Annotated in this window: 27 protein-coding genes and 1 other RNA gene; 9 read left to right on the top strand and 19 right to left on the bottom strand. The window is 72.0% G+C overall.

The window, feature by feature from the left end; genetic code table 11:
* The 6 genes from ACILRH_RS16315 to ACILRH_RS16340 all read right to left on the bottom strand — a co-directional run bounded on the left by ACILRH_RS16315 (position 1) and on the right by ACILRH_RS16340 (position 3,908).
* Entirely contained in the window at positions 1–396 is a 396-nt protein-coding gene (locus tag ACILRH_RS16315; RefSeq protein WP_395695022.1) for a hypothetical protein, read from the bottom strand.
* 100 nt (positions 397–496) lie between these two features.
* Positions 497–877 (bottom strand): hypothetical protein, encoded by a 381-nt coding sequence (locus ACILRH_RS16320; RefSeq protein WP_395695024.1) that lies wholly within the window; start codon positions 875–877, stop codon positions 497–499.
* Entirely contained in the window at positions 874–2,034 is a 1,161-nt protein-coding gene (locus tag ACILRH_RS16325) for a zinc-binding dehydrogenase (RefSeq protein WP_395695026.1), read from the bottom strand. The genes ACILRH_RS16320 and ACILRH_RS16325 overlap by 4 nt, the downstream gene beginning before the upstream one ends.
* A gap of 23 nt (positions 2,035–2,057) precedes the next feature.
* Positions 2,058–2,201, bottom strand: a complete 144-nt coding sequence (locus ACILRH_RS16330; protein ID WP_395695028.1) for a hypothetical protein — start codon at positions 2,199–2,201, stop codon at positions 2,058–2,060.
* A gap of 434 nt (positions 2,202–2,635) precedes the next feature.
* Positions 2,636–3,502: a hypothetical protein gene (locus tag ACILRH_RS16335; protein WP_395695029.1), complete on the bottom strand. Its 867-nt coding sequence runs from the start codon at positions 3,500–3,502 to the stop codon at positions 2,636–2,638.
* A gap of 82 nt (positions 3,503–3,584) precedes the next feature.
* Entirely contained in the window at positions 3,585–3,908 is a 324-nt protein-coding gene (locus ACILRH_RS16340) for a nuclear transport factor 2 family protein (RefSeq protein WP_395695031.1), read from the bottom strand.
* Positions 3,909–3,990: 82 nt separating this feature from the next.
* Between ACILRH_RS16340 and ACILRH_RS16345 the strand changes: the two genes are divergently transcribed.
* Positions 3,991–5,091 carry a fibronectin type III domain-containing protein gene (locus tag ACILRH_RS16345; protein ID WP_395695033.1) on the top strand — a complete coding sequence of 367 codons (1,101 nt, stop codon included), beginning with the start codon at positions 3,991–3,993 and terminating at the stop codon, positions 5,089–5,091.
* A 79-nt stretch (positions 5,092–5,170) separates the two neighbouring features.
* Here ACILRH_RS16345 and ppsA read toward each other — a convergent pair whose 3' ends face one another.
* From ppsA to ACILRH_RS16360, 3 genes are all read right to left on the bottom strand, one after another.
* Positions 5,171–7,549 carry a phosphoenolpyruvate synthase gene (gene ppsA, locus ACILRH_RS16350; protein ID WP_395695035.1) on the bottom strand — a complete coding sequence of 793 codons (2,379 nt, stop codon included), beginning with the start codon at positions 7,547–7,549 and terminating at the stop codon, positions 5,171–5,173.
* A 10-nt stretch (positions 7,550–7,559) separates the two neighbouring features.
* Positions 7,560–7,835: a DUF1876 domain-containing protein gene (locus ACILRH_RS16355; RefSeq protein ID WP_395695037.1), complete on the bottom strand. Its 276-nt coding sequence runs from the start codon at positions 7,833–7,835 to the stop codon at positions 7,560–7,562.
* Positions 7,836–7,939: 104 nt separating this feature from the next.
* Positions 7,940–8,599 carry a hypothetical protein gene (locus tag ACILRH_RS16360; RefSeq protein ID WP_395695038.1) on the bottom strand — a complete coding sequence of 220 codons (660 nt, stop codon included), beginning with the start codon at positions 8,597–8,599 and terminating at the stop codon, positions 7,940–7,942.
* Positions 8,600–8,932: 333 nt separating this feature from the next.
* Between ACILRH_RS16360 and ACILRH_RS16365 the strand changes: the two genes are divergently transcribed.
* Positions 8,933–9,217, top strand: a complete 285-nt coding sequence (locus tag ACILRH_RS16365; protein WP_395695040.1) for an Rmf/CrpP fold protein — start codon at positions 8,933–8,935, stop codon at positions 9,215–9,217.
* Positions 9,214–10,065 carry a hypothetical protein gene (locus ACILRH_RS16370; RefSeq protein WP_395695041.1) on the top strand — a complete coding sequence of 284 codons (852 nt, stop codon included), beginning with the start codon at positions 9,214–9,216 and terminating at the stop codon, positions 10,063–10,065. Before ACILRH_RS16365 ends, ACILRH_RS16370 begins: the two co-directional genes overlap by 4 nt.
* 118 nt (positions 10,066–10,183) lie before the next feature.
* On the opposite strand, the gene ACILRH_RS16375 is transcribed toward ACILRH_RS16370, so the two are convergent.
* The 7 genes from ACILRH_RS16375 to ACILRH_RS16405 form a co-directional block, all read right to left on the bottom strand.
* Positions 10,184–10,708, bottom strand: coding sequence for a hypothetical protein (locus tag ACILRH_RS16375; protein ID WP_395695043.1), 525 nt, complete (start codon positions 10,706–10,708; stop codon positions 10,184–10,186).
* Between the two features lie 11 nt (positions 10,709–10,719).
* Complete coding sequence (locus ACILRH_RS16380) at positions 10,720–10,950, bottom strand: hypothetical protein (protein ID WP_395695045.1); 231 nt, start codon at positions 10,948–10,950, stop codon at positions 10,720–10,722.
* A gap of 74 nt (positions 10,951–11,024) precedes the next feature.
* Positions 11,025–11,294, bottom strand: a complete 270-nt coding sequence (locus tag ACILRH_RS16385; RefSeq protein ID WP_395695046.1) for a hypothetical protein — start codon at positions 11,292–11,294, stop codon at positions 11,025–11,027.
* Between the two features lie 116 nt (positions 11,295–11,410).
* Positions 11,411–11,752 (bottom strand): hypothetical protein, encoded by a 342-nt coding sequence (locus ACILRH_RS16390; RefSeq protein WP_395695048.1) that lies wholly within the window; start codon positions 11,750–11,752, stop codon positions 11,411–11,413.
* Positions 11,749–12,030 carry a hypothetical protein gene (locus ACILRH_RS16395; RefSeq protein ID WP_395695050.1) on the bottom strand — a complete coding sequence of 94 codons (282 nt, stop codon included), beginning with the start codon at positions 12,028–12,030 and terminating at the stop codon, positions 11,749–11,751. The genes ACILRH_RS16390 and ACILRH_RS16395 overlap by 4 nt, the downstream gene beginning before the upstream one ends.
* A 32-nt stretch (positions 12,031–12,062) precedes the next feature.
* Positions 12,063–13,046, bottom strand: coding sequence for a hypothetical protein (locus ACILRH_RS16400; RefSeq protein ID WP_395695052.1), 984 nt, complete (start codon positions 13,044–13,046; stop codon positions 12,063–12,065).
* Between the two features lie 307 nt (positions 13,047–13,353).
* Positions 13,354–13,569 carry a helix-turn-helix transcriptional regulator gene (locus ACILRH_RS16405; protein ID WP_395695054.1) on the bottom strand — a complete coding sequence of 72 codons (216 nt, stop codon included), beginning with the start codon at positions 13,567–13,569 and terminating at the stop codon, positions 13,354–13,356.
* 130 nt (positions 13,570–13,699) lie between these two features.
* On the opposite strand from ACILRH_RS16405, the gene ACILRH_RS16410 reads away from it, so the two are divergent.
* From ACILRH_RS16410 to ACILRH_RS16420, 3 genes are read left to right on the top strand one after another with little or no spacing between them, the layout of a single operon-like run.
* A complete protein-coding gene (locus tag ACILRH_RS16410) occupies positions 13,700–14,392 on the top strand; it encodes a hypothetical protein (RefSeq protein ID WP_395695056.1) in 693 nt (230 codons plus the stop codon).
* 27 nt (positions 14,393–14,419) lie between these two features.
* Positions 14,420–15,529 (top strand): tyrosine-type recombinase/integrase, encoded by a 1,110-nt coding sequence (locus ACILRH_RS16415; protein ID WP_395695058.1) that lies wholly within the window; start codon positions 14,420–14,422, stop codon positions 15,527–15,529.
* The gene (locus tag ACILRH_RS16420; RefSeq protein WP_395695059.1) at positions 15,526–15,981 is read left to right on the top strand and encodes a hypothetical protein; all 456 of its coding nucleotides are present in this window, start codon (positions 15,526–15,528) and stop codon (positions 15,979–15,981) included. Before ACILRH_RS16415 ends, ACILRH_RS16420 begins: the two co-directional genes overlap by 4 nt.
* Before the next feature lie 30 nt (positions 15,982–16,011).
* Here the strand turns inward: ACILRH_RS16420 and rnpB are convergent.
* Positions 16,012–16,400: RNase P RNA component class A (gene rnpB / locus ACILRH_RS16425), an RNA gene on the bottom strand.
* A gap of 294 nt (positions 16,401–16,694) precedes the next feature.
* Between rnpB and ACILRH_RS16430 the strand changes: the two genes are divergently transcribed.
* The 3 genes from ACILRH_RS16430 to ACILRH_RS16440 are packed head-to-tail and all read left to right on the top strand — an operon-like array spanning position 16,695 to position 17,625.
* Positions 16,695–17,111: a tetratricopeptide repeat protein gene (locus ACILRH_RS16430; protein WP_395695061.1), complete on the top strand. Its 417-nt coding sequence runs from the start codon at positions 16,695–16,697 to the stop codon at positions 17,109–17,111.
* A gap of 28 nt (positions 17,112–17,139) precedes the next feature.
* Entirely contained in the window at positions 17,140–17,313 is a 174-nt protein-coding gene (locus ACILRH_RS16435; RefSeq protein ID WP_395695063.1) for a hypothetical protein, read from the top strand.
* Between the two features lie 45 nt (positions 17,314–17,358).
* Positions 17,359–17,625, top strand: coding sequence for a hypothetical protein (locus ACILRH_RS16440; RefSeq protein ID WP_395695065.1), 267 nt, complete (start codon positions 17,359–17,361; stop codon positions 17,623–17,625).
* Here the strand turns inward: ACILRH_RS16440 and ACILRH_RS16445 are convergent.
* Together ACILRH_RS16445 and ACILRH_RS16450 are read right to left on the bottom strand one after the other, a co-directional pair.
* Positions 17,622–19,637, bottom strand: a complete 2,016-nt coding sequence (locus ACILRH_RS16445) for a hypothetical protein (protein ID WP_395695067.1) — start codon at positions 19,635–19,637, stop codon at positions 17,622–17,624. The genes ACILRH_RS16440 and ACILRH_RS16445 overlap by 4 nt on opposite strands.
* 60 nt (positions 19,638–19,697) lie before the next feature.
* Complete coding sequence (locus ACILRH_RS16450) at positions 19,698–21,002, bottom strand: hemolysin family protein (protein WP_395695069.1); 1,305 nt, start codon at positions 21,000–21,002, stop codon at positions 19,698–19,700.
* Position 21,003 lies beyond the last annotated feature (1 nt).

Raw genomic sequence — 21,003 nt, forward strand, 5'->3', positions numbered from 1 at the left:
TCAGTGGCTGATCCAGCGGGCGTTGAACGCCACGTCGCCGCCGTGGGTGGAGATGTTCCAGTGCCCGTGCACCTCGGTGTCGGTGCGCCAGTGGCCGCGGGTGCAGTGGTTGTTGTGGCAGGTGTGGTGCCACTGCGAGCCGTGGACCGTGGCCGGTGGGAAGTGGGTGTGCTCGACGCGGAAGTTGATGATCTGGCCGTGGCTGCCGAAGTAGAACCGGATGTGCCGGTGGTGGCTGTCGCGGCCCTCGTAGTGGCCGACCTTCGGGAGGACCGACGTGCGGGCGTGCGCGCGGTCGGCGCGCTGGGCCCCGGCCGTCGAGAGCGGCGCGAGCGAGAGGCCCAGGGCGAGCAGGAGCGCGGTCAGGACCGCGGCGGTGCGGGTGCGGGTGCTCATCTCGAGAATCTAGGGTCGCGGGTGGTGCGGTGCCATGACCCGGAGGTGCCATCGGCGGCCTGGGGTGGCACCGGTGCCCCGCGGCGGTCCGGCCGACGGCTCAGTCGTGGACCCAGTGGACGGTGAAGGAACCGTGGCGGTGACCGAAGGCGACCGCGACGGTGACGCTCGTGTTGTTGTCCCAGCCGCCCGAGATCTGCTGGTCGCCGTTGACTGCGTGGAACGAGCGGCCGTGCAGGACCGTGTGGCGGATGGTGAAGGGCCGGCCGACGTCGATGTGGATGATGCGGTGGTCCTCGGTGAGTCGGAGGCCGGTCGTGACGCCGCCAGGCGCATGGCCGACGTACCGGCCGGCCTTGGGCACGACCGTCGACCGCACGTGCACACCCGAGCCGGCGTCCGCGGCCGGGGCCGGGGCCAGCAGCGCCCCGAGCAGGGTGAGCACGCCGAGGGTCGCAGCGAGGCCGGCGCGGGGGCTCATGGGCCCTCCTGGATCTGCGGGTCGATGAGGATCTTGGCGTGCTGGTCGGCGGCGGCGAGTGTGTCGAACGCCGCCGCGACGCCGTCGAGCCCGACCACGTCGGTCACCAGCGGCCGCGGGTCGACGGTGCCGTCGGCGACCAGGTGGAGGGTCTCGCGGAACTCGGCCGGGTCGTAGCAGAACGAGAACCGCAGGTCGAGCTCCTTGTTGACCGCCATCGTCGGCCGGAAGGAGTCCGGCTCCATGCAGACGCCGACCACGACCACCCGGGCCAGGAACGGGGCGTGCGTGACGATGTCGTCGATGACCCCGGGCACGCCCACGCACTCGAACACCACCGGGCTGCGCGGCCCCACCCCGAGGCGCTGGGCGCCCTTGACGACCGACCACCACGGCAGCCGCGGGACCCGGCGCAGCGCGTGCAGGGCGTCGAGCCCGTCGCCGTACAGCTTCGTGACGGAGGTGACCACGCCCTTCTCGGCGGCCAGCGCGTCCCATGGCGAGGTGGTCGCGGGGTCGACGACGACGTCGGCGCCGCAGGCGCGGGCGAGGTCGCGCCGGCGGGCGGAGTAGTCGCTGGCGATGACGCGGCGCACACCTGCGGCCTTGAGCATCAGGACGACCGCGAGCCCGATCGGGCCGCAGCCCACGACCACGGCCACGTCCCGCTTGGCCACCTCGCCCCGGTTGACGGCGTGGCGGGCGACCGCGAGCGGCTCGGTGAGCGCGGCGAGGTCGGGGTCGAGACCGTCCGGCACCGGCATGGCGGTGTCCTCGGCGACCAGGACGTACTCGGCGTACCCGCCCGGCGCGTGCCGGGACAGGCCGGTCATGTGCACGTCGCCGTCGCTGCGGATGAGCGGCAGCGCGACCAGCGGCTGCCCGACCTCCCAGCGGCGGTGGCAGCCCGGGCCGTACGCGTCGACGGTGCCGGTGAACTCGTGGCCGAGGACGACGCGCTGGTCGCGACGCATGAAGTCGTCGTACCCGACCTCGGCGGCGATGTCCGCCGCCGCGTCGGCGTGCAGCCGGGCGTGCAGGTCCGAGCCGCAGATGCCGGCGCGGGTGACCTTGAGCCGCACCTGGCCGCGGCCCGGCTCGGGCAGGGGCAGGTCGGCGACCTCGAGGACGCCCTGGTGGACCGTGACCGCTCGCATGGCGCCCGACTGTAGTGGGGCGCTCAGTCCTCGGCGCACAGCTTGACCGCGGCCGCCGCCTCGAGCCACGACTTGCCCTCCTCGAGGGCGGCCACGGCGACCTCCACGGCCCGCAGACGCAGCTCGGGGTGGTCGATCTCCGGCGACGTGCAGAGATCGTGTTCCACGAACAGCGACGGTAATTGGTTGATTCGGCAACGAATACGGTCGAAAGTCCCGGCGTTCACCACCGAATCAACCAGTTCGGCCCTGGGGTGCGACGCTCACCCCTTCGGGCTGGGCCGTCCGGACCAGACCGGCTCGGGACCTGCGGCACCTCCGCCCGTGCACTTCGCCCCTCGCTGCGGGACGCTCGGTCACGCACCGTTGGGGCAGACAGTCCGTCGCAGCACCCCGTCCGCGACGGGCTGTCCCACCAGCCGCGCGGTTCGAGGGCGCTCCGATCACTCCCTCGGCATGGGAATCGCGCGGTCCCGGTGTGCCCGGATGCCAGCCGCCGGTTTACCCGGTCGACCGGGTAAACCATCGCTTGTCGGCGAAAGCTTCGGCCGACAAGCGATGGTTTTGGCCGACAAGTCCCGGGCGGCGGCCGGCGCGGACCCTAGGAGCGGAGCCCGCGGCCGAGCGCGCGCACGACGGCGGGCGGCACGGCGTCCAGGCGACCTGAGAAGTGACGGGTGGCGGCACCCGCGCCGGGTCGCGCCGTCCGGACGTCGTCGCCGCAGCCGATCATCCTGGCCGTCCAGAAGCTGCCCGAGTCGCGCTGCTGGAGCAGCACGTCACCAAGGGTTCGCGCCGTCCAGTCGGTGTAGCCGAAGTCTGCGAACGTCGGACGCAGCTCGCGCACGAGCTGCTGGCGGTACCTCGGCTTGATGTTGGTGACCTTGAGCGACCGCAGCGCGATCCGGTAGCCGACGGCGTTCACCGGCGTACCCTCGCTGTCGGCGAGCGTCGTCTCACGGACGCCGAGACCGACGGCCGGATAGTCACCGACGATGCGGAGGGCGTTGCCGCGCACGAGGAGCAGGTGCGCGACGCGCTTCGGCACGGTCATGTTCATGGTGACCTTCTGCTGGCCCCGGTCGTGGTGCGCCAGCGCCGACGGGGAGGGCAGCGTGGTCAGCACGGAGGCATGCGTCCGGTAGCCGGATCGAGAGCCGCCGCTCGATCCGGACTCCGCGGTCCGCATCCGACCACCGGACTGCAGCTGGTAGGCGATGCGCCCGCTGCCCCGGTACTGCACGACCACCTTCCGCGCGCTCTTCTCGACCACGGTCGTGTGACCCGTGCCTTCGACCACCCCGTCCCGGGAGACCTGAACAGCACACGTGACGCCCTCGGCCGGGAAGTACGCCGACCAGGGGTGCTCGCGCGGGCCCTGCGGGGCGGCGTGCGCCGTGCCGGCGACCGAGGAGGAGAGCACGAGGCCGGCGATGGGCAGGGACAGGAGGACCGAGAGTCGTCGCATGCCACGATCCTGTCCCGCGCGGGCCAGCCACGCCGGGAAACGAGCGGAATCCGTCCGGAAGGGTGAACGGCGGCGGTGGTGCTCAGATCACGAGCTCGGAGATGAGCCCGTCGGCAGTCACGGTGAACCGCTGGTGGAGATCGACGACACCGCCCGGGAAGTCCCCCTCCAGGTGGGTGGACACGACGTACGCGCCGTCGCCCAGCTGCTCGGCGCCGACGATCTCGGTCGTGTAGGTGAACCGCGACGCGACGCCCTCGCGCCACGCCCTGATCTCGTCGATGCCGTGGTGGTCGTGGTCCTCGTCGTGCACGCGGGCGTCCGCGGTGAAGCACCCGAGCACGCCGTCCAGGTCGTCGGCAGCGGCGGCTGCGTAGTAGCGGGAGACGACGTCGGGGATGGTCATGCGGCCAAGCTAGCCGCGCCCGCCGACACCGGATCGAGCCATCACGGCGCGACCGGGCCTCCGGGCGTGAGAGTCTGCGCACGTGACGCGACTCGGACGGATCCTGGTGGGTGCTCTGCTGGTGATCGGCATCCTGGGCCCGGCCGCCGCCTACGCGGCTGTCGACGACCGATTCGCCCCGTCCGGGGTGATCGTGACGTCACCCGACCTGACCGCGACGGTGTCGTGGACGCCCGGGACGACCGACGGGCTGACGGGCTACCGGGTCGAGGTCCGCGACATGCACGCGGACGAGCAGAGCGCGTTGACGACCGTCGGTGCAGACGTCACCTCGGTGGTGATCAAGGGGCTGCCGCGCTGGTACTCGCAGATCGCCCGGGTCACCGCCGTCTTCGACGACGGCGACGAGATCAGCAGCGAGTGGTCCGCAGAGTTCCAGGTGGTCTCCACCCTGGTCCTGGACCACGACGAACCGATCGTGCAGCACGGCGACGGCGTCTGCTGCGAGACCTACGTGATCGACCGTGGCTTCCACCTCGACGCTCCGATGCCCATCGACGTCTGGATCTCGCCCAAGACGGTCGCCTACGACGGCAGCGACGCACATGACGGGTACGACCAGACCGATCCCTCGTGGCCGGCGAACGTGGACTCCTTCCCCATCGAGATCCCGGCCGGCACCACCCGCGGCACATACCCCATCGTCTACTTGGGGGACGACTGGAAGCGGTTCGAGTACGTCCACGACACTTTCGGCTTCGAGAGCTGGACCTACCCGCAGTACAGCGAGGGGTTCGTCCACCTCGACGGCGCGCGGCAGGAGTTCACGCTCTTCGAGGACGACCCCTACTTCTGGCCCGACGTCATCGTCGACCCCGACACCGCCGTCACGGCAGGTCGTACGGCGAAGGTGCGGGTCCGCCTCGACCGGACTGCCCATCATCCGACGGTGCTGCGCTACGTCGTCCGGGACGGCTCCGCGCGCGGCGGCCGTGACTTCGTCGCTCGCGGTCATCAGGTCACGGTGGCCAAGGGCCACCGCGTCGCCTTCGTCCGAGTGCCTACCAAGCGACTCGGGCCCGGTGCTGCCTCCCGGACCTTCACCGTCAGGGTGACTCAGGTACGGGAGCAGATGGCACGCCTGACCGCACACTCCACGTCCACGGTGCGCATCTCTCGGTGACCCATCGGCCGTCGGCGCCGCCCGTCAGCGGGCGCGACCCGACCTGGTCGACCGACCCGCCAAGCGGTCGGGCCGCACGTCAGGCGAGCTGCTCCTCCAGCTCGAGCACGCTCAGGGTCGTGCGCAGGACGCTGTCAGGGTTCAGGCTGATGGAGTCGATCCCGTTCCTGACGAGGAACGCCGCCATGTCGGGGTAGTCCGACGGTGCCTGGCCGCAGATGCCGACGTGGATGCCGTGCCGGTGGCAGCCCTCGATGGCCAGCTGGATCATCCGGAGCACGCCCGGGTCGCGCTCGTCGTAGTCGAACGCCACGACCGCGTTGTCCCGGTCGACGCCCAGCGTCAGCTGGGTGAGGTCGTTGGACCCGATCGAGAGCCCGTCGAACCGGGTGGCGAACTCGTCGACGAGGATCACGTTGTTGGGGATCTCGCACATCGCGTAGACCTGCAGGCCGTCCCGGCCGCGCTCGAGGCCCAGCTCGGCCATCCGCGCCAGCACCGTGTCGGCCTCCTCGAGACGGCGGACGAAGGGCAGCATCAAGATCACGTTGACCAGGCCCATCTCCTCCCGGACCCGGCACATCGCGCGGCACTCGAGGGCGAAGCCCTCCTCGTACGCCGGGTGCGCGTACCTGGAGGCGCCCCGGAAGCCCAGCATCGGGTTGTCCTCCTGGCCCTCGAAGGCCGAGCCGCCGAGCAGGTCGGCGTACTCGTTGGTCTTGAAGTCGGACATGCGCACCACGACCGGCTTGGGGTAGAACGCGGCGGCGATCATGCCGATGCCCTCGGACAGCCGCTCGACGAAGTACGACGCACCGTCCGGGTAGCCCTCGAGCAGCTCGGCAAGGCGCGCACGGTCGGCGTCGTCGGTGACTCGCTCGGGGTGCAGCAGCGCGAGGGGGTGGGCCCTGACGGACTCGCTGATGACGAACTCCATCCGGGCCAACCCGACGCCGTCGGTGGGCAGCAGCGAGGTGCGGAACGCCACGGCCGGGTTGCCCAGGTTGACCATGATGTGTGTCCGCGGCCGCGGGAGCTCGCCGAGGTCGGCCTGGTCGACGTGGAAGGTGGCGGAGCCCCGGTAGACGTGCCCGGTCTCACCCTCGGCGCACGACACGGTGACGACGTCGCCGTCCGTGATCGCCGCGGTCCCGGCCACCGTGCCGACCACCGCCGGCACGCCCAGCTCGCGCGCCACGATCGCAGCGTGACAGGTCCGGCCACCACGGTCGGTGACCACCGCGGCCGCGGTCTTCATGACCGGCTCCCAGTCCGGGGTGGTCGCCGCGGCGACGAGGACCTCGCCGGGCCGGAAGTCGGCGAGGTGGTCGGCGTCGGCCAGCACCCGGGCCCGGCCGACCGCGATCCGGCTGCCGACGGCGTGGCCGTCGACGACCAGGTCGCCGTGCTCGTCGAGCACGAAGCGGCTCAGCGTGGTCGCCGCTCCGCGGGAGGCCGCCGTCTCGGGACGGGCCTGGACGATGTAGACCAGGCCGTCGATCCCGTCCTTGGCCCATTCGATGTCCATCGGCCGGCCGAAGTGGTCCTCGATGGTGATGGCCGTGCCCGCCAGCTCCAGCACCTCGTCGTCGTCGAGGCAGAAGCGGCGCCGGTCCGCTGCGGGGGTGAGGTCGCGGCGGGTCCCGGTCGCGCTGTCAGTGACCAGCCGGACCGTCTTGCCGCCCAGCCGCCGCCGCAGCACCGCCCGGGAGCCGGTCCGGTAGGTCGGCTTGTGGACGTAGAACTCGTCGGGCTCCACGGTGCCCTGGACGACGTACTCACCCAGCCCGTAGGAGCCTGACACGAGGACGGCGTCCCGGTAGCCGGACTCGGGGTCGAGGGTGAACACCACGCCCGAGCACGCGAGGTCGGACCGCACCAGCCTCATCACGCCGACCGACAGTGCCACCTCGAGCTGGTCGAAGCCCTGACGGGCCCGGTAGTGCACCCCGCGGTCGGTGAACGCGCTGGCGAAGCACCGCCGGACGGCGTCGAGCAGCCCGGCCTCGCCGACGACGTTGAGGTAGCTCTCGTGCTGGCCGGCGAAGCTGGCCTCCGGCAGGTCCTCAGCGGTCGCGCTGCTGCGCACCGCGAGCCGCAGGTCCTCGCCGTACCTCTCGCGCAGGACGCGGTACGCCGCGACGATCTCGGCCGCGAGGTCGTCGGGCAGCCCGGCGTCGTGGATGAGCGCCCGGGCGCGTGCGGACCGGGCGGCGAGCTCGCCCAGGTCGTCGGGGTCGAGGTCCGCGAACAGCTCGGTCAGGGCCGGCCGGATCCCGGCCGCGTCGAGGACGCGCCGGTAGCCCCGCGCCGTCACGGCGAAGCCCGTCGGCACCCGGACCCCGCTGCTGGCCAGGCGCTGGTACATCTCGCCCAGCGAGGCGTTCTTGCCCCCGACGAGCGCGACGTCGTCCCGGCCCACGTGGTCGAACGCGAGGATGTAGCGCTGGTCGGACACGGGAGGCCCTTCAATCGACCTCGACGGTGGCCCTCTGCACCCCGGGGTCGTTCGCCTCGATGTCGGCGACGCTCGCGTCGATCAGCTCGTGGACGAGACCGGACAGGGCCCGGCAGACCGCCAGCTCGTCACCGATCTCGGGGACGTCCCGGTCGCCCGGACGGCGGCGTGCGATCCCGACCTGGCGCAGCTCGGTGCCGCGGTCGGTGCGCAGCACCGCCTCGGCCCGGGTGTGCCCGTCCTCCTCGAAGACGTCGATGTGCATCTGCCACGTGGACGTGTGCATCGGACTCTCCCTCCAACACCCTGCCACCCAGTCTCGTCCGCACCCGCGAGATCCGGCAGCGGCGTCGGTCCTGGGATCGCTGGGACGTTCGGCCGGGCACCTCGTCAGGACGGTGTGACGCCGCTCAGCAGGGCCTCCGCGCGGGGCCACAGGTCGTCCCACCGACGACCGTCCGGCACGAGCACCACCACGACGAGCGGCTCGCCCGCGACGTCGGTCGCGAGCACGCGGGCGCGCTGCCCGGGGGCTGCGTCGAGGCTGATGCCACCGTCGGCACTGGCGACCAGTGGGCCCCGGCCACCGACCACGTCGAGCCCTCGCGCCGCGGAGCCGGCGAGGTCGCCGCGCACCGACGTGACCTGCCCGGTGGCGCGACGGCGTACGGCGGCAAGCGCGGCGTCGGCGCTCCCCTCTGACGGCCGCATGAAGACCACGGCGAGCAGGGGCGCGTCGCGGTCGGGATCCGGCTGACCGAGGTCGAAGGCGTCGGGATACCGGTGCACGCTGGTCCATCCGGCCGGGACATCGAGCAGCAGCCCGGGCTCGAAGCCCGCCGGTGCGAGGTAGGTCCCCGCCACGACCTGCTCGTCACCCTTGCCGTTCGTCAGGGCCGGCGTGCTCGGCTCGCTCGCGGCGGACGAGGCCGGGCGCTGCTCCTGCCTCGCCGATGAGCTGCCGCCGCCACATCCGGTGAGCAGGCCCAGCCAGGCCAGCACGCAGAGGACCGTGGCGACCAGGGGGCGATACCTGCTGCTGCCAGGCATCCCGGAAGGCTACGACGCCCGAGCCGCTCGAGCGGCTGCCGTGACCGAACTGCAACCGCTCGAGGTGGCACGGCGGATGCCTGGGGTGCGGAGGGGCTGGCCTGTAGGCCGGGTTCTGGCCCCCCGTGGATCGCTGTTTCTCGTCATTGTTGGCTGTTGTGGCCTGACCTGCGGAAACGCTGATCCGGGTTGCTCGCTGTGTTTCGTAGTTTCGCGGCGTCTTGCGGACCCGTTGCGGACTCGGCGCGGACCGAGCCGGCGGCGGGCGAGCGTGTCGCCTCTGCTGTGAGAGGTGCCGGGCCTAACGTCGTGAGCGTGGGGAGCGGACAGGGAGTGAGGCTGGCGCCTCCCGTCGAGCGACGGCCGGCCCTGCCGGTCGGGCGCTACGGGCCGCGAGGGCTGGCGTTGCGGTGCGTCGTCGATGGCCGCGAGGCGGGCCGGGCCGGTGACCCGGTGACGGTCTGCCCGTACCGGCCGAGCTCGAGGCCGTGGGCTGCCCGGTGGTGGGTGCGCGGCTACGTCGCCGGGCGGATCGAGGTCGGGCTGCCGACGGCCGCGGATCGCGTCGACGAGTGGGACGAGGACGCACCCTGGCCAGGCAAGGTGGGAGAGACGTGAACAGGCGCCCATTTCTGCCGGCGAAGGTCTACGAAGATGAGCCCGGGAGGCTCCGCTTCGGCGAGCTCGCGGAGTGCCTAGGTCAGATCGAGCTCGCGCTGCGACAGCTGTCACGAGCCCAAGCCGCGCACCGGGCGGAACAGAGCCGGCGAGTCGACCTCGGCTACCGAAACGAGGGTCGGCTACCCGACGAGCTTGTCGCGCTCGGGACTGAGCGCGCCGACGCGATGGAGTTCGCCATCGTCGCCGCCCGGCGCGCCGTGCGTGCTCACTTCTACCTCGCACGTCGCGGCGCGACGCTCCCGGAGTTTCGCCAACAGGAGATGGTCTGGGCGCTGCGTGACCTCTACGAGCATTGGCACGAGTGGAAGGTCGAGGAGCGCGAGTCGTTCCTGAATGACAACCGGTGGCTGAGGACCAGCTCGGCCGGGGCGCGCTGGGCCGAGGCGTCGGGCGGGCAGAGGCCCGAAGGCACGATGGGCTACACGGCCGGACCTCCCGATAACCCGATCGACCCGGCGAGTCGGTTGACCTCGTGGAACAGCATCGACCTCGACCAGCTGACTGAGGACCTGGAAAGCCTGCGCGATGCGGTTGAGAGCTTGCGACGCGATGCGTTCGAGTGGGAGTTGCTCGACGAGGAGGCCGCGATTCAGCTCGTCGGACCTCAGGCGTGGACCTACATTGCGCTGTTCACGAGCGTTCGGGGCCGGCGGGCCGTCGACGGCGTTGTGAGGTGGGAGAGAGCGATGCTTCTTGGGGCCGTCCGTGCCCTCGTAGAGCGCTGGGGGGTCGAGGAGCCCCGTAGGGGAAACGCCATGGCGCCCGAAACGGACGGCGAGGCCTGACCTGTGAGTGCGCCCCCGGTGCTGAGCTCCGCGTGAGTGGCACCGGGGGCGCTTCCCTGATCCGCTCCTCCCGGTGACCGACGAAAGCACCGGAGCGGGGGTCTGTGAGGCGCTAGACCTAATGGCCTGCGATGGCGACGAGGGTGGGCTCGTCGGGGATCGGCACGCTGTGCGGCCACCACGTCGGGACCTTGCCGACGACGCGGACGTGTCCCATGCCGGCGAGGCTGAGCGCGTCGTCTGCGGGGAGGGTGAGCTCCTCGCCACCCATGAGTGCGCGGCCGGTCGTGGGCTGGTTGCACGAGTGGCGGCCGGTGGCGCCGGCGACGCGGACGCGGACGGTGCGGGAGTCCCCGACGCCGGTGGCGGCCGGCGCTGGGGCCTCTCCGGCGAGCGCGGTACGGCGGCGGGCGAGTTCGGCCTCGACGTCCTGGCAGAGCTCGAGCTCCTCGCGGGCGTCGTCCAGGCGCTCGACGTGCTGAGCGGTGAGGGTGTCGTCGACGACGGCGGCGGCTCGAGCTGCTCGGGCGGCGGCGAGCTCGGCACGGGCGCGGGCGGTGGCCTCGCGGGCTGCGGTCTGCTGCTCGGCGAGGGCCTCGAGCTGCTCGCTCACGTCGTGGTCGCTGGTCGGGGTGCTGGTCATGGCTGGTGCTCCTATCGGGTCAGGTCAGGGAAGGTGGCGCGCTCGAAGTCGTCCCACGCGGCCTCTGTGGCGGCCTCGCGGGCTGCTGTGAGCGCTGCGGCCGGCTGGCCGGGCTGCGGGTCCGGGACCGGGACCGGGGCGGAGAGGCGCGAGACGGTCGCCGGGGTGTCCTCGAGGTAGAGCGTGGTGATCCGCACGGGGGCGGCCTCCCTGGTCGTCGGTCGGGTGGTGGTGCTGAGCACGACGCTAGGAAGGCGTCGACGAGGGTGGCGGGACGTCGGCCGTGTCGCGCTGTCGCTCGCCGGCCGGTCGCTGGTCATGGCTGCGTGAGGTGCTCGGTGCTGGCGATGGCACGCGCGGCGGCGGCCGCGTGGAGCAACTCTTCGAGGCTGACCTGTCGGGCTGCCCGCATCCCGTCGCCGGGTCGCGGGAGTCGCTGCGAGGGCTGCCGGCGCGGCTTGGGCGTGGCGAGGCGTATGGCGGCCGCTCGGAGTCCCTCGGCTGCGAGGCGGAGCTCTGCGGGGTCGGCGTCGTGGTCGGCGGCTGCCTCGAGCTGCTGCGCGGCGTACGCGGCCGCGTGGAGCATCTGCTCTCGTCGGGACCGCTGCTGCCGGCTGTTGGCGCCTGGTCGGTTCGCGCGCGCGAGGGCCAGACCGGGGGCGGAACGTTCCTGCGCGGGCCTGTCGGTTGGCTGGGGGTCGGTCATGGCTGGTGGTCCTGGCGGGGTTGGTTGGTCTGCTCGGCGGCGAGGGTGGCTCGGAGGTTGGCGAGGTTGGCGGCGATGTTGTCGAGGTGGTCGAGGGCGACGGCGAGGCGGTCGACGTCGTGGCCGATCTTGGCTCCGAGCGCGTCGCGGACGAGCTCGCAGAGTGCATCCTTGGTGGCGGTGCGGTTGGTTCTGGCGTCATGCCGTGCGCGGTCGCGGCGGGTGCGGGGCGGCGGGTCGTCGAGGTGCTGCTCCTGCTGTTCAGGCTCGTCGAGCTCGAGCTCGAGGTCGGTGCCGAGGGGCTCGAGGTCGTCGAGCTCGTGGAGTGCGTGGGTCATGCGGCGTGGCTCCTGTGGGCGGGCGAGGTGGCGAGCGCGAGGCCGGCGAGTGCGGCGACGAGCTGGGGGCGGGTCACGGTGGCGGCGAGCTCGGCGGGGCCGGTCACGGTGGCGAGACCGTGGGCGACGAGTTGGCAGGCGGCGGTGCGGAGGTCGCCGGCGGTGAGGGTGAGGGTCGTGCCGTCGTCGAGGGTCGCGCCGGGCTCTCCGGCCGCCAGGCGTACGGCGGTGCCGTCGGGGTAGCGGATCGTGAGGCGGGTGGCGGGTCGTCGGTGCATGGTGCTGGTCCTGTCGGTCGTCGGTCGTCGGGTCATGCGGAGACGGGCTGCCGGCTGCTGAGGAGCTGTTCGGCGCGGCGGTTGGCCTCGTGGAGGATGCGGTTCTGGAAGCGGTCGCGGTCGCTGTCGTGTTGCCAGTCGGGGATGACGTCGCCGCGGTCGATGAGCTCGGCGGCGACGTCCTCGAGGAGCTGCTCGCGCTCATGGCTGCTCAGCCGGTCGACGGCTGAGGGCTTGGGAGGCTTGGGGATGCGGCGCTGGCCAGCCTCGGCGAGCCGGCGTACCTGCTCGGAGGCGTCCGGCTTGCCGAGGATGCCACCGACGTAGGCGTCGACCGGCCCGTCGATGCTGCCGGCTCGGCTGGCGAGCTCGAGCAGCATGGGGCGGACGAGTGGGACGGCTGCGCCGCCGAGCGCGGGGTGTCGCGCAACGCGGTCCCGGATGCGCTCCTGGCGCTCGGGTGACCACTTGGCGGGGTCGGCGCCATCGGCTGCGGCGATGCTCTGGACGAGCTCGGCGCCGGAGGCGCACGAGCTGTCGTGGTCGTGGGAAAGCTCCTGTGCTCTCTCCTCCCTGATCTGCTCGGGGTCGATCATCACGGCGGGCGCCTCCTCGCGCGGAGAGAGAGTGGTCTTGATCTGGTCATGACTTGGTGGCGTGCTCGTGGGAGCACGGTTAGCGGGCTCCTGTGAGCACGGTTCTGTGCTCCTGTGAGCACGGTCAGGAGTCGTGACCGTGCTTGTGGGAGCACGGTCAGAGGTGACGACCGTGCTTTTGGGAGCACGGTCAGGCACGGTGAGTCGATAGGTCGCGGGCCTACCGGCCGACCCTCGCGCGGTGCGCTCGAGCCACCGGAGCTCGACGAGGCGGGCGAGGTGCTTGGACACCGGCCGGCATCGGTTGTCGTCGCTGACGGCTAGGCCGAGCTGATCGCCGAGCGTGTAGACGGCTGGCCGGATGCTCGAGCCGTCGCCGTTCGCGTAGGTGCTGACGAGGAGCGCGACCGCGAGGGTCATGCCGGTGACGCTGGGAGAGTCGCGGAGCTTGCGCTCCCACTCGAAGCGGTCGACCGGCCGGGCGCCGGGGGCCTGTGTTGTCCGCCTGGTCCGCCGATGCTGTCCGCTCTCGCGGCTAGTCTCGGGGTGCATGGTTCGTCCCTTTCGGTGCGCGGCTCCGGTCCCCTGACCGGGGCCGCGCTGGCGTTCGTCGGTGGGAGTGCCGAGACGGCCCGACTGGTCGCCTGATCCCTGCGTCGACGCGGCGGTTACGTCTCTGCTGGCGTGAGGCGGTGCGGCCGTCCTGGTGGTCATGAGCCGCTGCAGGTCAGACCGCGCGGGGCCGCTGTGCGCGCTCGTGGTTCTCGATCCACCGGTCTACGTCGGTGCGCCGGTAGCGGACGTGGCGGCCGAGCCGGATGCCCTTCGGGCCGGTCCCGTTGTGCCGCCATGCGCGCACGGTGGGCACCGGCACCTTGAGGTAGGCGGCGAGCTCCTCCGTGGTGAGGAAGTCGCCCAGGGCGGGGGTGTCGGTGGTGTGCATTAGGACTGCTCTCCTAGGTGACGTTGCGTGCTCTGTTGTGCCAGCGTGCAACCTGTGAGAACCTCTCGACAAGAGGTTCACCTACCGCGTTATCCGACAGCGGCAGAACCCTCGAGAGAGGAGCAGGGGCATGGACGTCCCTCACCAGTCGCCGGCCGGCCTCGCCTCGCGCCTGTGGCCCGACCCCGAGCGCGGCCCCTGGCTGATCCGCGCCACGTTCGCGCGGGTCGACGGCCGCATGGAGGTCGTCGGCCTCGAGCTGCGCTCCGTCCGCCGAGCAGACCGCGACCCCAAGACGCGCGAGCTCGTCGACGCCGAGCCGCACCTCGCCGGGGTGCTGCCGTCGCAGTCCTGGCCGCACCTCGAGGACAGCACCGGGCGGGAGCCGCTCCCGCTGCGCGCCGACGTCTGGCGCTCGGTCCCTGTGGCACAGATCGCGAGCGAGCTCCGCGCGGCGTACGTCGACGTGCTCGAGGATTCCGGGGCGCTCGGTGCTGCTGACCCTCGCGTGCGTGCCCGGTGGCAGGGGCCGAGCGAGGACCGGGCGGCCACGCTCGAGGACGTCGCGGCCATCTATCTCGACGCTCTCGACGCGGGGGAGCCGCCAACGAAGGCGGTACGGACGCGGCTGCACCTCTCGAAGTCGGCCGCCGCGCAGCGCGTCGCGCGAGCTCGAGCGGCTGGCCTCCTGGCGCCAACCCGCAAGGGCCTCCCGTCCGGGGCTCCTGGCGGGGCTAAGCGACGCACGGCCGCCGAGTCCCTGACCCCCGACCCCGACGCGCGGCCGGCCACGGCCACGCGCACCGACGACACGGCGGGCTGACGCGCCGCAGCACGAGAGGACCGACACATGGCGGGCAACCTGACAAAGCGACCCAACGGCCGGTGGCGGGCGCGCTTCCGCGACGCGGCGGGCAAGGAGCACGCTCGGCACTTCGACCGGAAGGTCGACGCGCGGAGGTGGCTCGACGAGGTGACCACGGCCGTCGTCACGGGCCAGTACGTCGACCCGAACGCGGGCCGGGTCACGTTCCGTGAGGCCGCCGAGTCATGGCGGCTCGCGCAGGTGCATCGGCCGTCGACCGTGCGCCACGTGGAGACGATGCTGCGGCGCCACGCCTACCCGACGTTCGGCGAGCGGCCGCTGTCGACGATCCGCCCGAGCGAGGTGCAGGCGTGGGTCACGCGTCTCGCGCAGGGCGACGCCGAGCGCCGGCCGCTGGCCCCGGCGACGATCGCTGTCGTGCACAGCCTGGTTGCCTCCGTGATGAAGGCCGCCGTGCGGGATCGGCTCGTTGCGTCCAACCCGTGCGAGGGCGTGAAGCTGCCCAAGCGGGAGAGCAAGCGGGTGGTGCCGCTGACGACCGAGCAGGTCGAGACGATCGCGGCCGCGGTGCCGCCGTCGCTGCGGGCGCTCGTGGTCCTGGCGGCCGGGACCGGTCTGCGGCAGGGAGAGGCGTTCGGTCTGACGCGCGACCGCGTGAACTTCCTACGGCGTGAGGTGACGATCGACCGGCAGCTCGTCGGCGTCGACCGGGGCTCCCCGGTGTTCGGGCCTCCCAAGACGAGCGCGAGCAACCGTGTGGTGCCGCTGCCCGCGGTCGTGGTCGACGCGCTCGCGGCTCACGTCGCGGCGTACGACGTGCTGGCCGACGGGCTGCTGTTCACGGTGGACGACGGCGCCCCGATTACGCGGCAGCGATTCGGGCACCTCTGGCGGCCGGTGGCTCGTGAGGCGGGCCTGCCGGCCGGGACGGGCCTGCACGCGCTGCGGCACTACTACGCTTCGCTGCTGATCCGCTACGGCGAGAGCGTCAAGACGGTGCAGGCGCGACTCGGGCACGCATCGGCGGCCGAGACCCTCGACACCTACAGCCACCTATGGCCGGACTCCGACGACCGGACGCGTGAAGCGATCGACTCCGTTCTCGGCGCGCAGGCACAGGCGGTGGCTCGATGAACCGTTTAGAGGTGCCAAGTTCGCACTACGACGGTGTCGGCAAGGTCGCAGTAGCGGCCGCGAAGCTGGAGGCCATGCTGGGTCGAGTACTAGTGGCCGCGAGGCTGGCCGACGTCGGTGACGACTGGCTTGACGCGACGACGAAACGCCCGCTCGAGGTGCTGAAGAAGGGCCGTCGCAAGTTCCCGACCGGTCACCCGGTGAGAGACCTCTACGCGCAATCCCGGAAGGCGCTCAACGACCGAAATCGCATCGTTCACTCGCTCGCGTACTTCGACGGTGACCTGGCCGATTGGGTGCTCGTCCACCCGAAGTCAGGGCAGGACATCCCGATGCCCACGTCGGCGGAGTTCGAGGAGCTCCGGACGCGCCTCAACATGCTGTCCGCGAAGTGTCTGCATGTCGAAAATCTGATCCTTGCGGACTCTGTGCGGACCGAAGAGGCGCGCTGAACGCGTTTCCGCAGGTCAGAGGGTGTGATGCGGACGGGCTGGCCTGTAGGCCGGGTTCTGTACGCCGAAGCGTGGCGACCATCCATCTACGACGACCGTTGCCGGCCGCCTCCAGCGATCTACCCGCGCACTCGGGCGGGCCGCCCTCGGTCGTGCGCGCGTCCGGTGCGAGCACCGGACTTCTTGATCTTGCTCCAGGTGGGGTTTGCCGAGCCGGCCGGGTCGCCCCGGTCGCTGGTGGTCTCTTGCACCGCCGTTTCACCCTTGCCCTCCCCGTCGAGACGGGGGAGGCGGTCTGTTCTCTGTGGCACTTTCCCGCGGGTTGCCCCGGGTGGGTGTTACCCACCACCTCGCCCTGTGGAGCCCGGACCTTCCTCGGCGCTCCCCGAGGGGAACGACGCGGTCGCCCGGCCAGCCCATCCGCGTGACCAGGATAGGGGGTGGTCGACGTGGTGGGTGGGCGGCGGGGGTTTCGAGGCTCGTCGCTGGCGCTCCTCGCACCTCAACCACCGGGGCGGCTCGTCGCTGGCGCTCCTCGCACCTCAACCACCGGGGCGGCTGGTCGGTGGCGCTCCTGGCACCTCAACCACCGGGGCGGCTGGTCGGTGGCGCTCCTCGCACCTCAACCACCGGGGCGGCTGGTCGGTGGTGCTCCTCGCACCTCAACCACCGGGCGGTGGGAATCTGGTGGGTCGCGGAGACGTTCGGGTGGCGTGAACGAGAACCCGGAGATCCAGGCGCCGCCGGTGGTCTTCCCCGCGCAGGCGGCACCCGAGTCGGCGTACCGCACCGCCTTCGACCTGCTCGCGCGACGCGCCCCGCGGGAGGCGCTGGAGGTCATCGAGCCGGCGCTGGAGCAGGAGCCGACCAACACCGCGCTGCGCACGCTGCGGGCGTGGGCGTTCCTGATGCGCGCCCAGCTCGGTCGCGCCGAGACCGAGCTCGCCGAGCTGGTCGAGGAGAACCCCTCCGACGACTGGGCGCACCACGCGCTGGGCCGCTGCCTGGAGCGGCAGAGCCGGTTCGCCGAGGCGCTGCCGCACCTGCGGCTGGCCGCGGCGATGAGCGGCGACCCCGACCACGGGCTCGCCGCCCTGCGGGTCGAGCAGCGGTTGCAGCAGGCCGGCTGACCCGCCCACGCGTGTACCTTCGGGCGACATGAGCGACTTCTGGTTCTGCGTCAAGCACCACCGGGTCGAGCAGGGCGAGGACATGTGCCCGCCCATCGACCGTCTCGGGCCCTTCTCGACGCAGGAGGAGGCCGAGCACGCCCTGGAGAAGGCCGAGGAGCGCAACCAGAAGTGGGACGACGACCCCAACTGGAACGACTGAGTGGAACGACTGAGCAGAACGACTGAGCAGAACGGCTGAGCGTCGATGCCTGAGCTGACCAGGGCGTCGCCCTGGCCGTTCGTCGGAATGGCGGGGCTCGCCTGCGTGCTGTTCCTCGACCTGGCCAGCCTGCTCTTCGCCCCCTGGTGGGCGGTGCTGCTGCTGGTGCTCGTGTGGGTGGTGCTCCTCGTCGTCGCGACGGCCTGGTGGACGCTGCACCCGCGGTGGGTGCCGGGGGTGCCTGTCGTCGGGGTCGTGGTGTGGCTGGTGGTCGCCGTCGCCGGCGGGGCCTGGCTCGGCTGGAGGGCCTAGAGCCTTCCCGGCACCTTCAGCGTCGTGACGACGGTCGCGTAGCCACGGGCGCTGGTGGTGACCCGCACCGAGATCGCCTTGCCGGTGACGGCTCTCAACGTCGCGCCGCTCAGCTTGAGCCTCGCGGCGGTGGCCTTCGGGATCGCCCGGCCTCCGGCGTACCACTGGACCCTGGAGGTCGCCCTCGGTTGCCAGGTGCCGGGGGAGACGCTCAGCACGGCGTTCTTCGCCGGCCTCCCGGTGACCCGGGGCTTCGAGACCACGCGGAGGGTGCCCTCCGCGATGGTTCGGGCGGCCGAGGCGGCCGTCCGTGACACGTGGCCGGTGGCAGTCGCGCGCACCTGGGCCTGGACCGACCTGCCGATGTCGGCCGGGCGGGGGACGTACGTCGCAGTCGTGGCGCCGACGACCGGCCTCCCGTCGACGAACCATCGGTAGGCGTAGGACATCCCGACCGTCGGGGTCCAGGCGCCGGGCGTCGCGGTCAACGTCGATCCGACGCGTGTCGGCCCGCTGACACGTGGAAGGACCGTGTTCACGACCTCGGGGTCGTCGGACGCCGACAGCACGGCGTCGTGTCCGGAGACCGTCGCGGCCTCGCCCACCACCACGTCGACCGCGCTGGCGAGCGAGCCCGCGTCGTCCCAGTGCTCGGGGATGATCGCCCCGTCGACCGGGGCCTCGATACGGAGCCGGTAGACACCGGATGGCAGTCCCGTAGCCGCGTAGAAGCCGTGGGCGTCCGCATACACCTCCTCGAACCACTCCCAGTGTCGAGCTGTCGCCAGCCAGCGGTAGACCGTCACCTCGACGGAGGTCGGAACGGCGCCGTCCTCGTCGGTGACGGTGCCCGTGATCTGACTGCCGAGTCCCAGCCTGACGTTCACCCCGGTAGCCGACCTGCCGGCGGCGAGCACGACGTCGTCGGCCTCGTCGACGGTCGCCGCGTCCCGCCAGAACTCGGGCACGTAGCCATGGCCGGAGTAGTCCTCGAACCCCAGGCGGTAGGTGTCGGGGTAGAGAGGACCTAGGTCGTATCGACCCTGGGCGTCGGTGACGTCCCAGGTCCAGAGCTCCCAGTACCAGACGTCATCGACCGGGTCGTAGTAGTAGGGCCGCACCTGCACGTCCGCCACGGGCTGGCCGTCCGGGCCCCGGACGATGCCCGAGATATGGCTGGGTGACATCAACCGGGCGCCGATGCCAGCGGTGGTTCCTCCCGCCCGGACGACGATGTCCGTCGCGTCGTCGATGTCGTCCACGTCGTCCCAGAACTCGGGGTAGTAGTCGGGATGGACGAATCCGACGCGATAGGTCCCGGGACGCAGCGCCGCTGTGTACCTGCCGTCGGCATCGGTGCCGACCTCGCCGAACAGCTCCCACGACTGGTCGTCGGGGTTCCATCCGTAGACGTCCGCGCCCGCGTCGAAGACAGGGGTCGAGTCGGTGTCGGTGACGACCCCGGTGATCAGTCCCGCGGTCGCGAGCTCGGCATCGATCCCGGACACGGACGCGTCAGCGGTCAGGTCGATCCTGCTGCCACCGTAGAAGCCGGGTGAGTCGTCCCAGAACTCCGCAGCGAGCCCAGCACCCGAGAAGGCGACGACGTAACGGCCCGCCGCCAGGTCCGCCAGGAGGTACTGCCCGTCCGCACCGGTCTGGACGTCTGCGACCGGGAACCACCAGCCCGCGTCGACATCGAGCCGGTAGGCCACCACCGTCACCTCGGCGACAGGCTGGTGGCTCGGCCCCGTGACGAGCCCGCCGATGGTGGCGGTGCCCTCGAGCGCCCTCGAACGTGCGGGTGTCCTGGACGCTGCGGGGGGTCCGCCCTGGCCGGGCGATCCGGCGTCCGTGACGTCGACCGGATAGGCGCGGGGAAGCGGGGTGACCGGATCCCGCCGTGACGGCTCCGGCGTCCCTGCTGCCACGCCGACGGTCCCCAGCAGCGCGAGCACGACACCCAGCAGGGCCCCGGAGACACCGATGGCGGCGGCGCGGTCACGTCGCATGCAGTGGCTTCTCCCCGGGCAGTGGCGCGCGCCCGATGCGGCGTCGCTGGTCCGGACAGGCTAGGTGGCAGGGGCCGTCGGCGGGGGTGAATCGCCGGAACCGCCGTCCGACGGTGTGGTCCGGACGCTCAGCAGGGTGATCCGGTGCCGGTCGACGGCGGTGACGACGAGCTCGTCGTCACCGACGCGGACGGTGTCGCCGAGGTGCGCGAGCCGGCCGAGGCGGTGCACGACGAAGCCGGCTGCGGTCTCGTAGGGGCCCGGCTCGAGGACCAGGCCGCTGCGCTCGGCGAACTCCTCGATCGTCAGACCGGCGTCGAGGTCGCCGTCGGCGGGCTCGGCCACGGGCACGTCGTACTCGTCGTGGATCTCGCCGACCAGCTCCTCGACGAGGTCCTCGAGGGTGACGATGCCGTCGGTGCCGCCGTACTCGTCGACCACCACCGCGATGTGGCAGCCCTCGGCCCGCATCCGGGTCAGCGACGGCAGCACCCGGTTGGTCGCGGGCAGGTGCACGATGTCGCGGGTCAGCTTGCGCACACGCGTGGCGGGGTCCGCGCCGAGCAGGTCGCGGACGTGGAGGAAGCCGCGGACGTCGTCGAGGCCGTCGCCGAGCACCGGGAAGCGCGAGTACGGCAGCCGGCGGGCCGTCTCGGTGGCCTGCGCGACCGTCACGTCGCCGGCGAGGAAGGCGACGTCGCCGCGCGGCCGCTTGACCTGGCTCAGCGTGCGGTCGCCGGCGTCGAAGACGTCGACGAGGATCCGGCGCTCGTCCTCGGCGAGACCCTCGTGCTGGCCGACGAGGTGGCGCAGCTCCTCGTCGCTGAGCGCCTCCGAGGTCGCCCGCGGGTCACCGCCCAGCAGCCGCACGACGGCGTCGGTGGACGCCGACAGCAGCCAGACGACGGGTCGCATCAGCACCGCGAACCGGTCCAGCGCCCCGCCGACGGCCAGCGCCACGCCCTGGGCGCGCTGCAGTGCGAGTCGCTTGGGCACCAGCTCGCCGAGCACCAGCGAGAGGTAGGCGATCACCAGCGTCAGCAGCACCAGCGAGACGGTGTCCGCCGCCTCCTCGCCGAGGCCCAGCCCCTCGAGGGCGGGTGCGAAGTCGGGTGCGAGCGTGCTGGCGCCGTACGCCGCGGAGAAGAAGCCTGCGACCGTGACGCCGATCTGCACGGCGGCGAGGAACCGGTTGGGGTCGCGGGCGACCGCGGCCACGCGGGCGGCTCGCCCGCCGCGCGACTCCAGCGCGCTGATCTGCCCCTCGCGGAGCGAGACCAGGGCGATCTCGGTGCCGGCGAACACACCTCCCACGAGCACGAACGCGACGACGAGAAGGATGCTGACGATGGTCTGGCTGTCCACG

Source organism: Nocardioides sp. (genome assembly GCF_044226765.1).
GTDB lineage: Bacteria > Actinomycetota > Actinomycetes > Propionibacteriales > Nocardioidaceae > Nocardioides.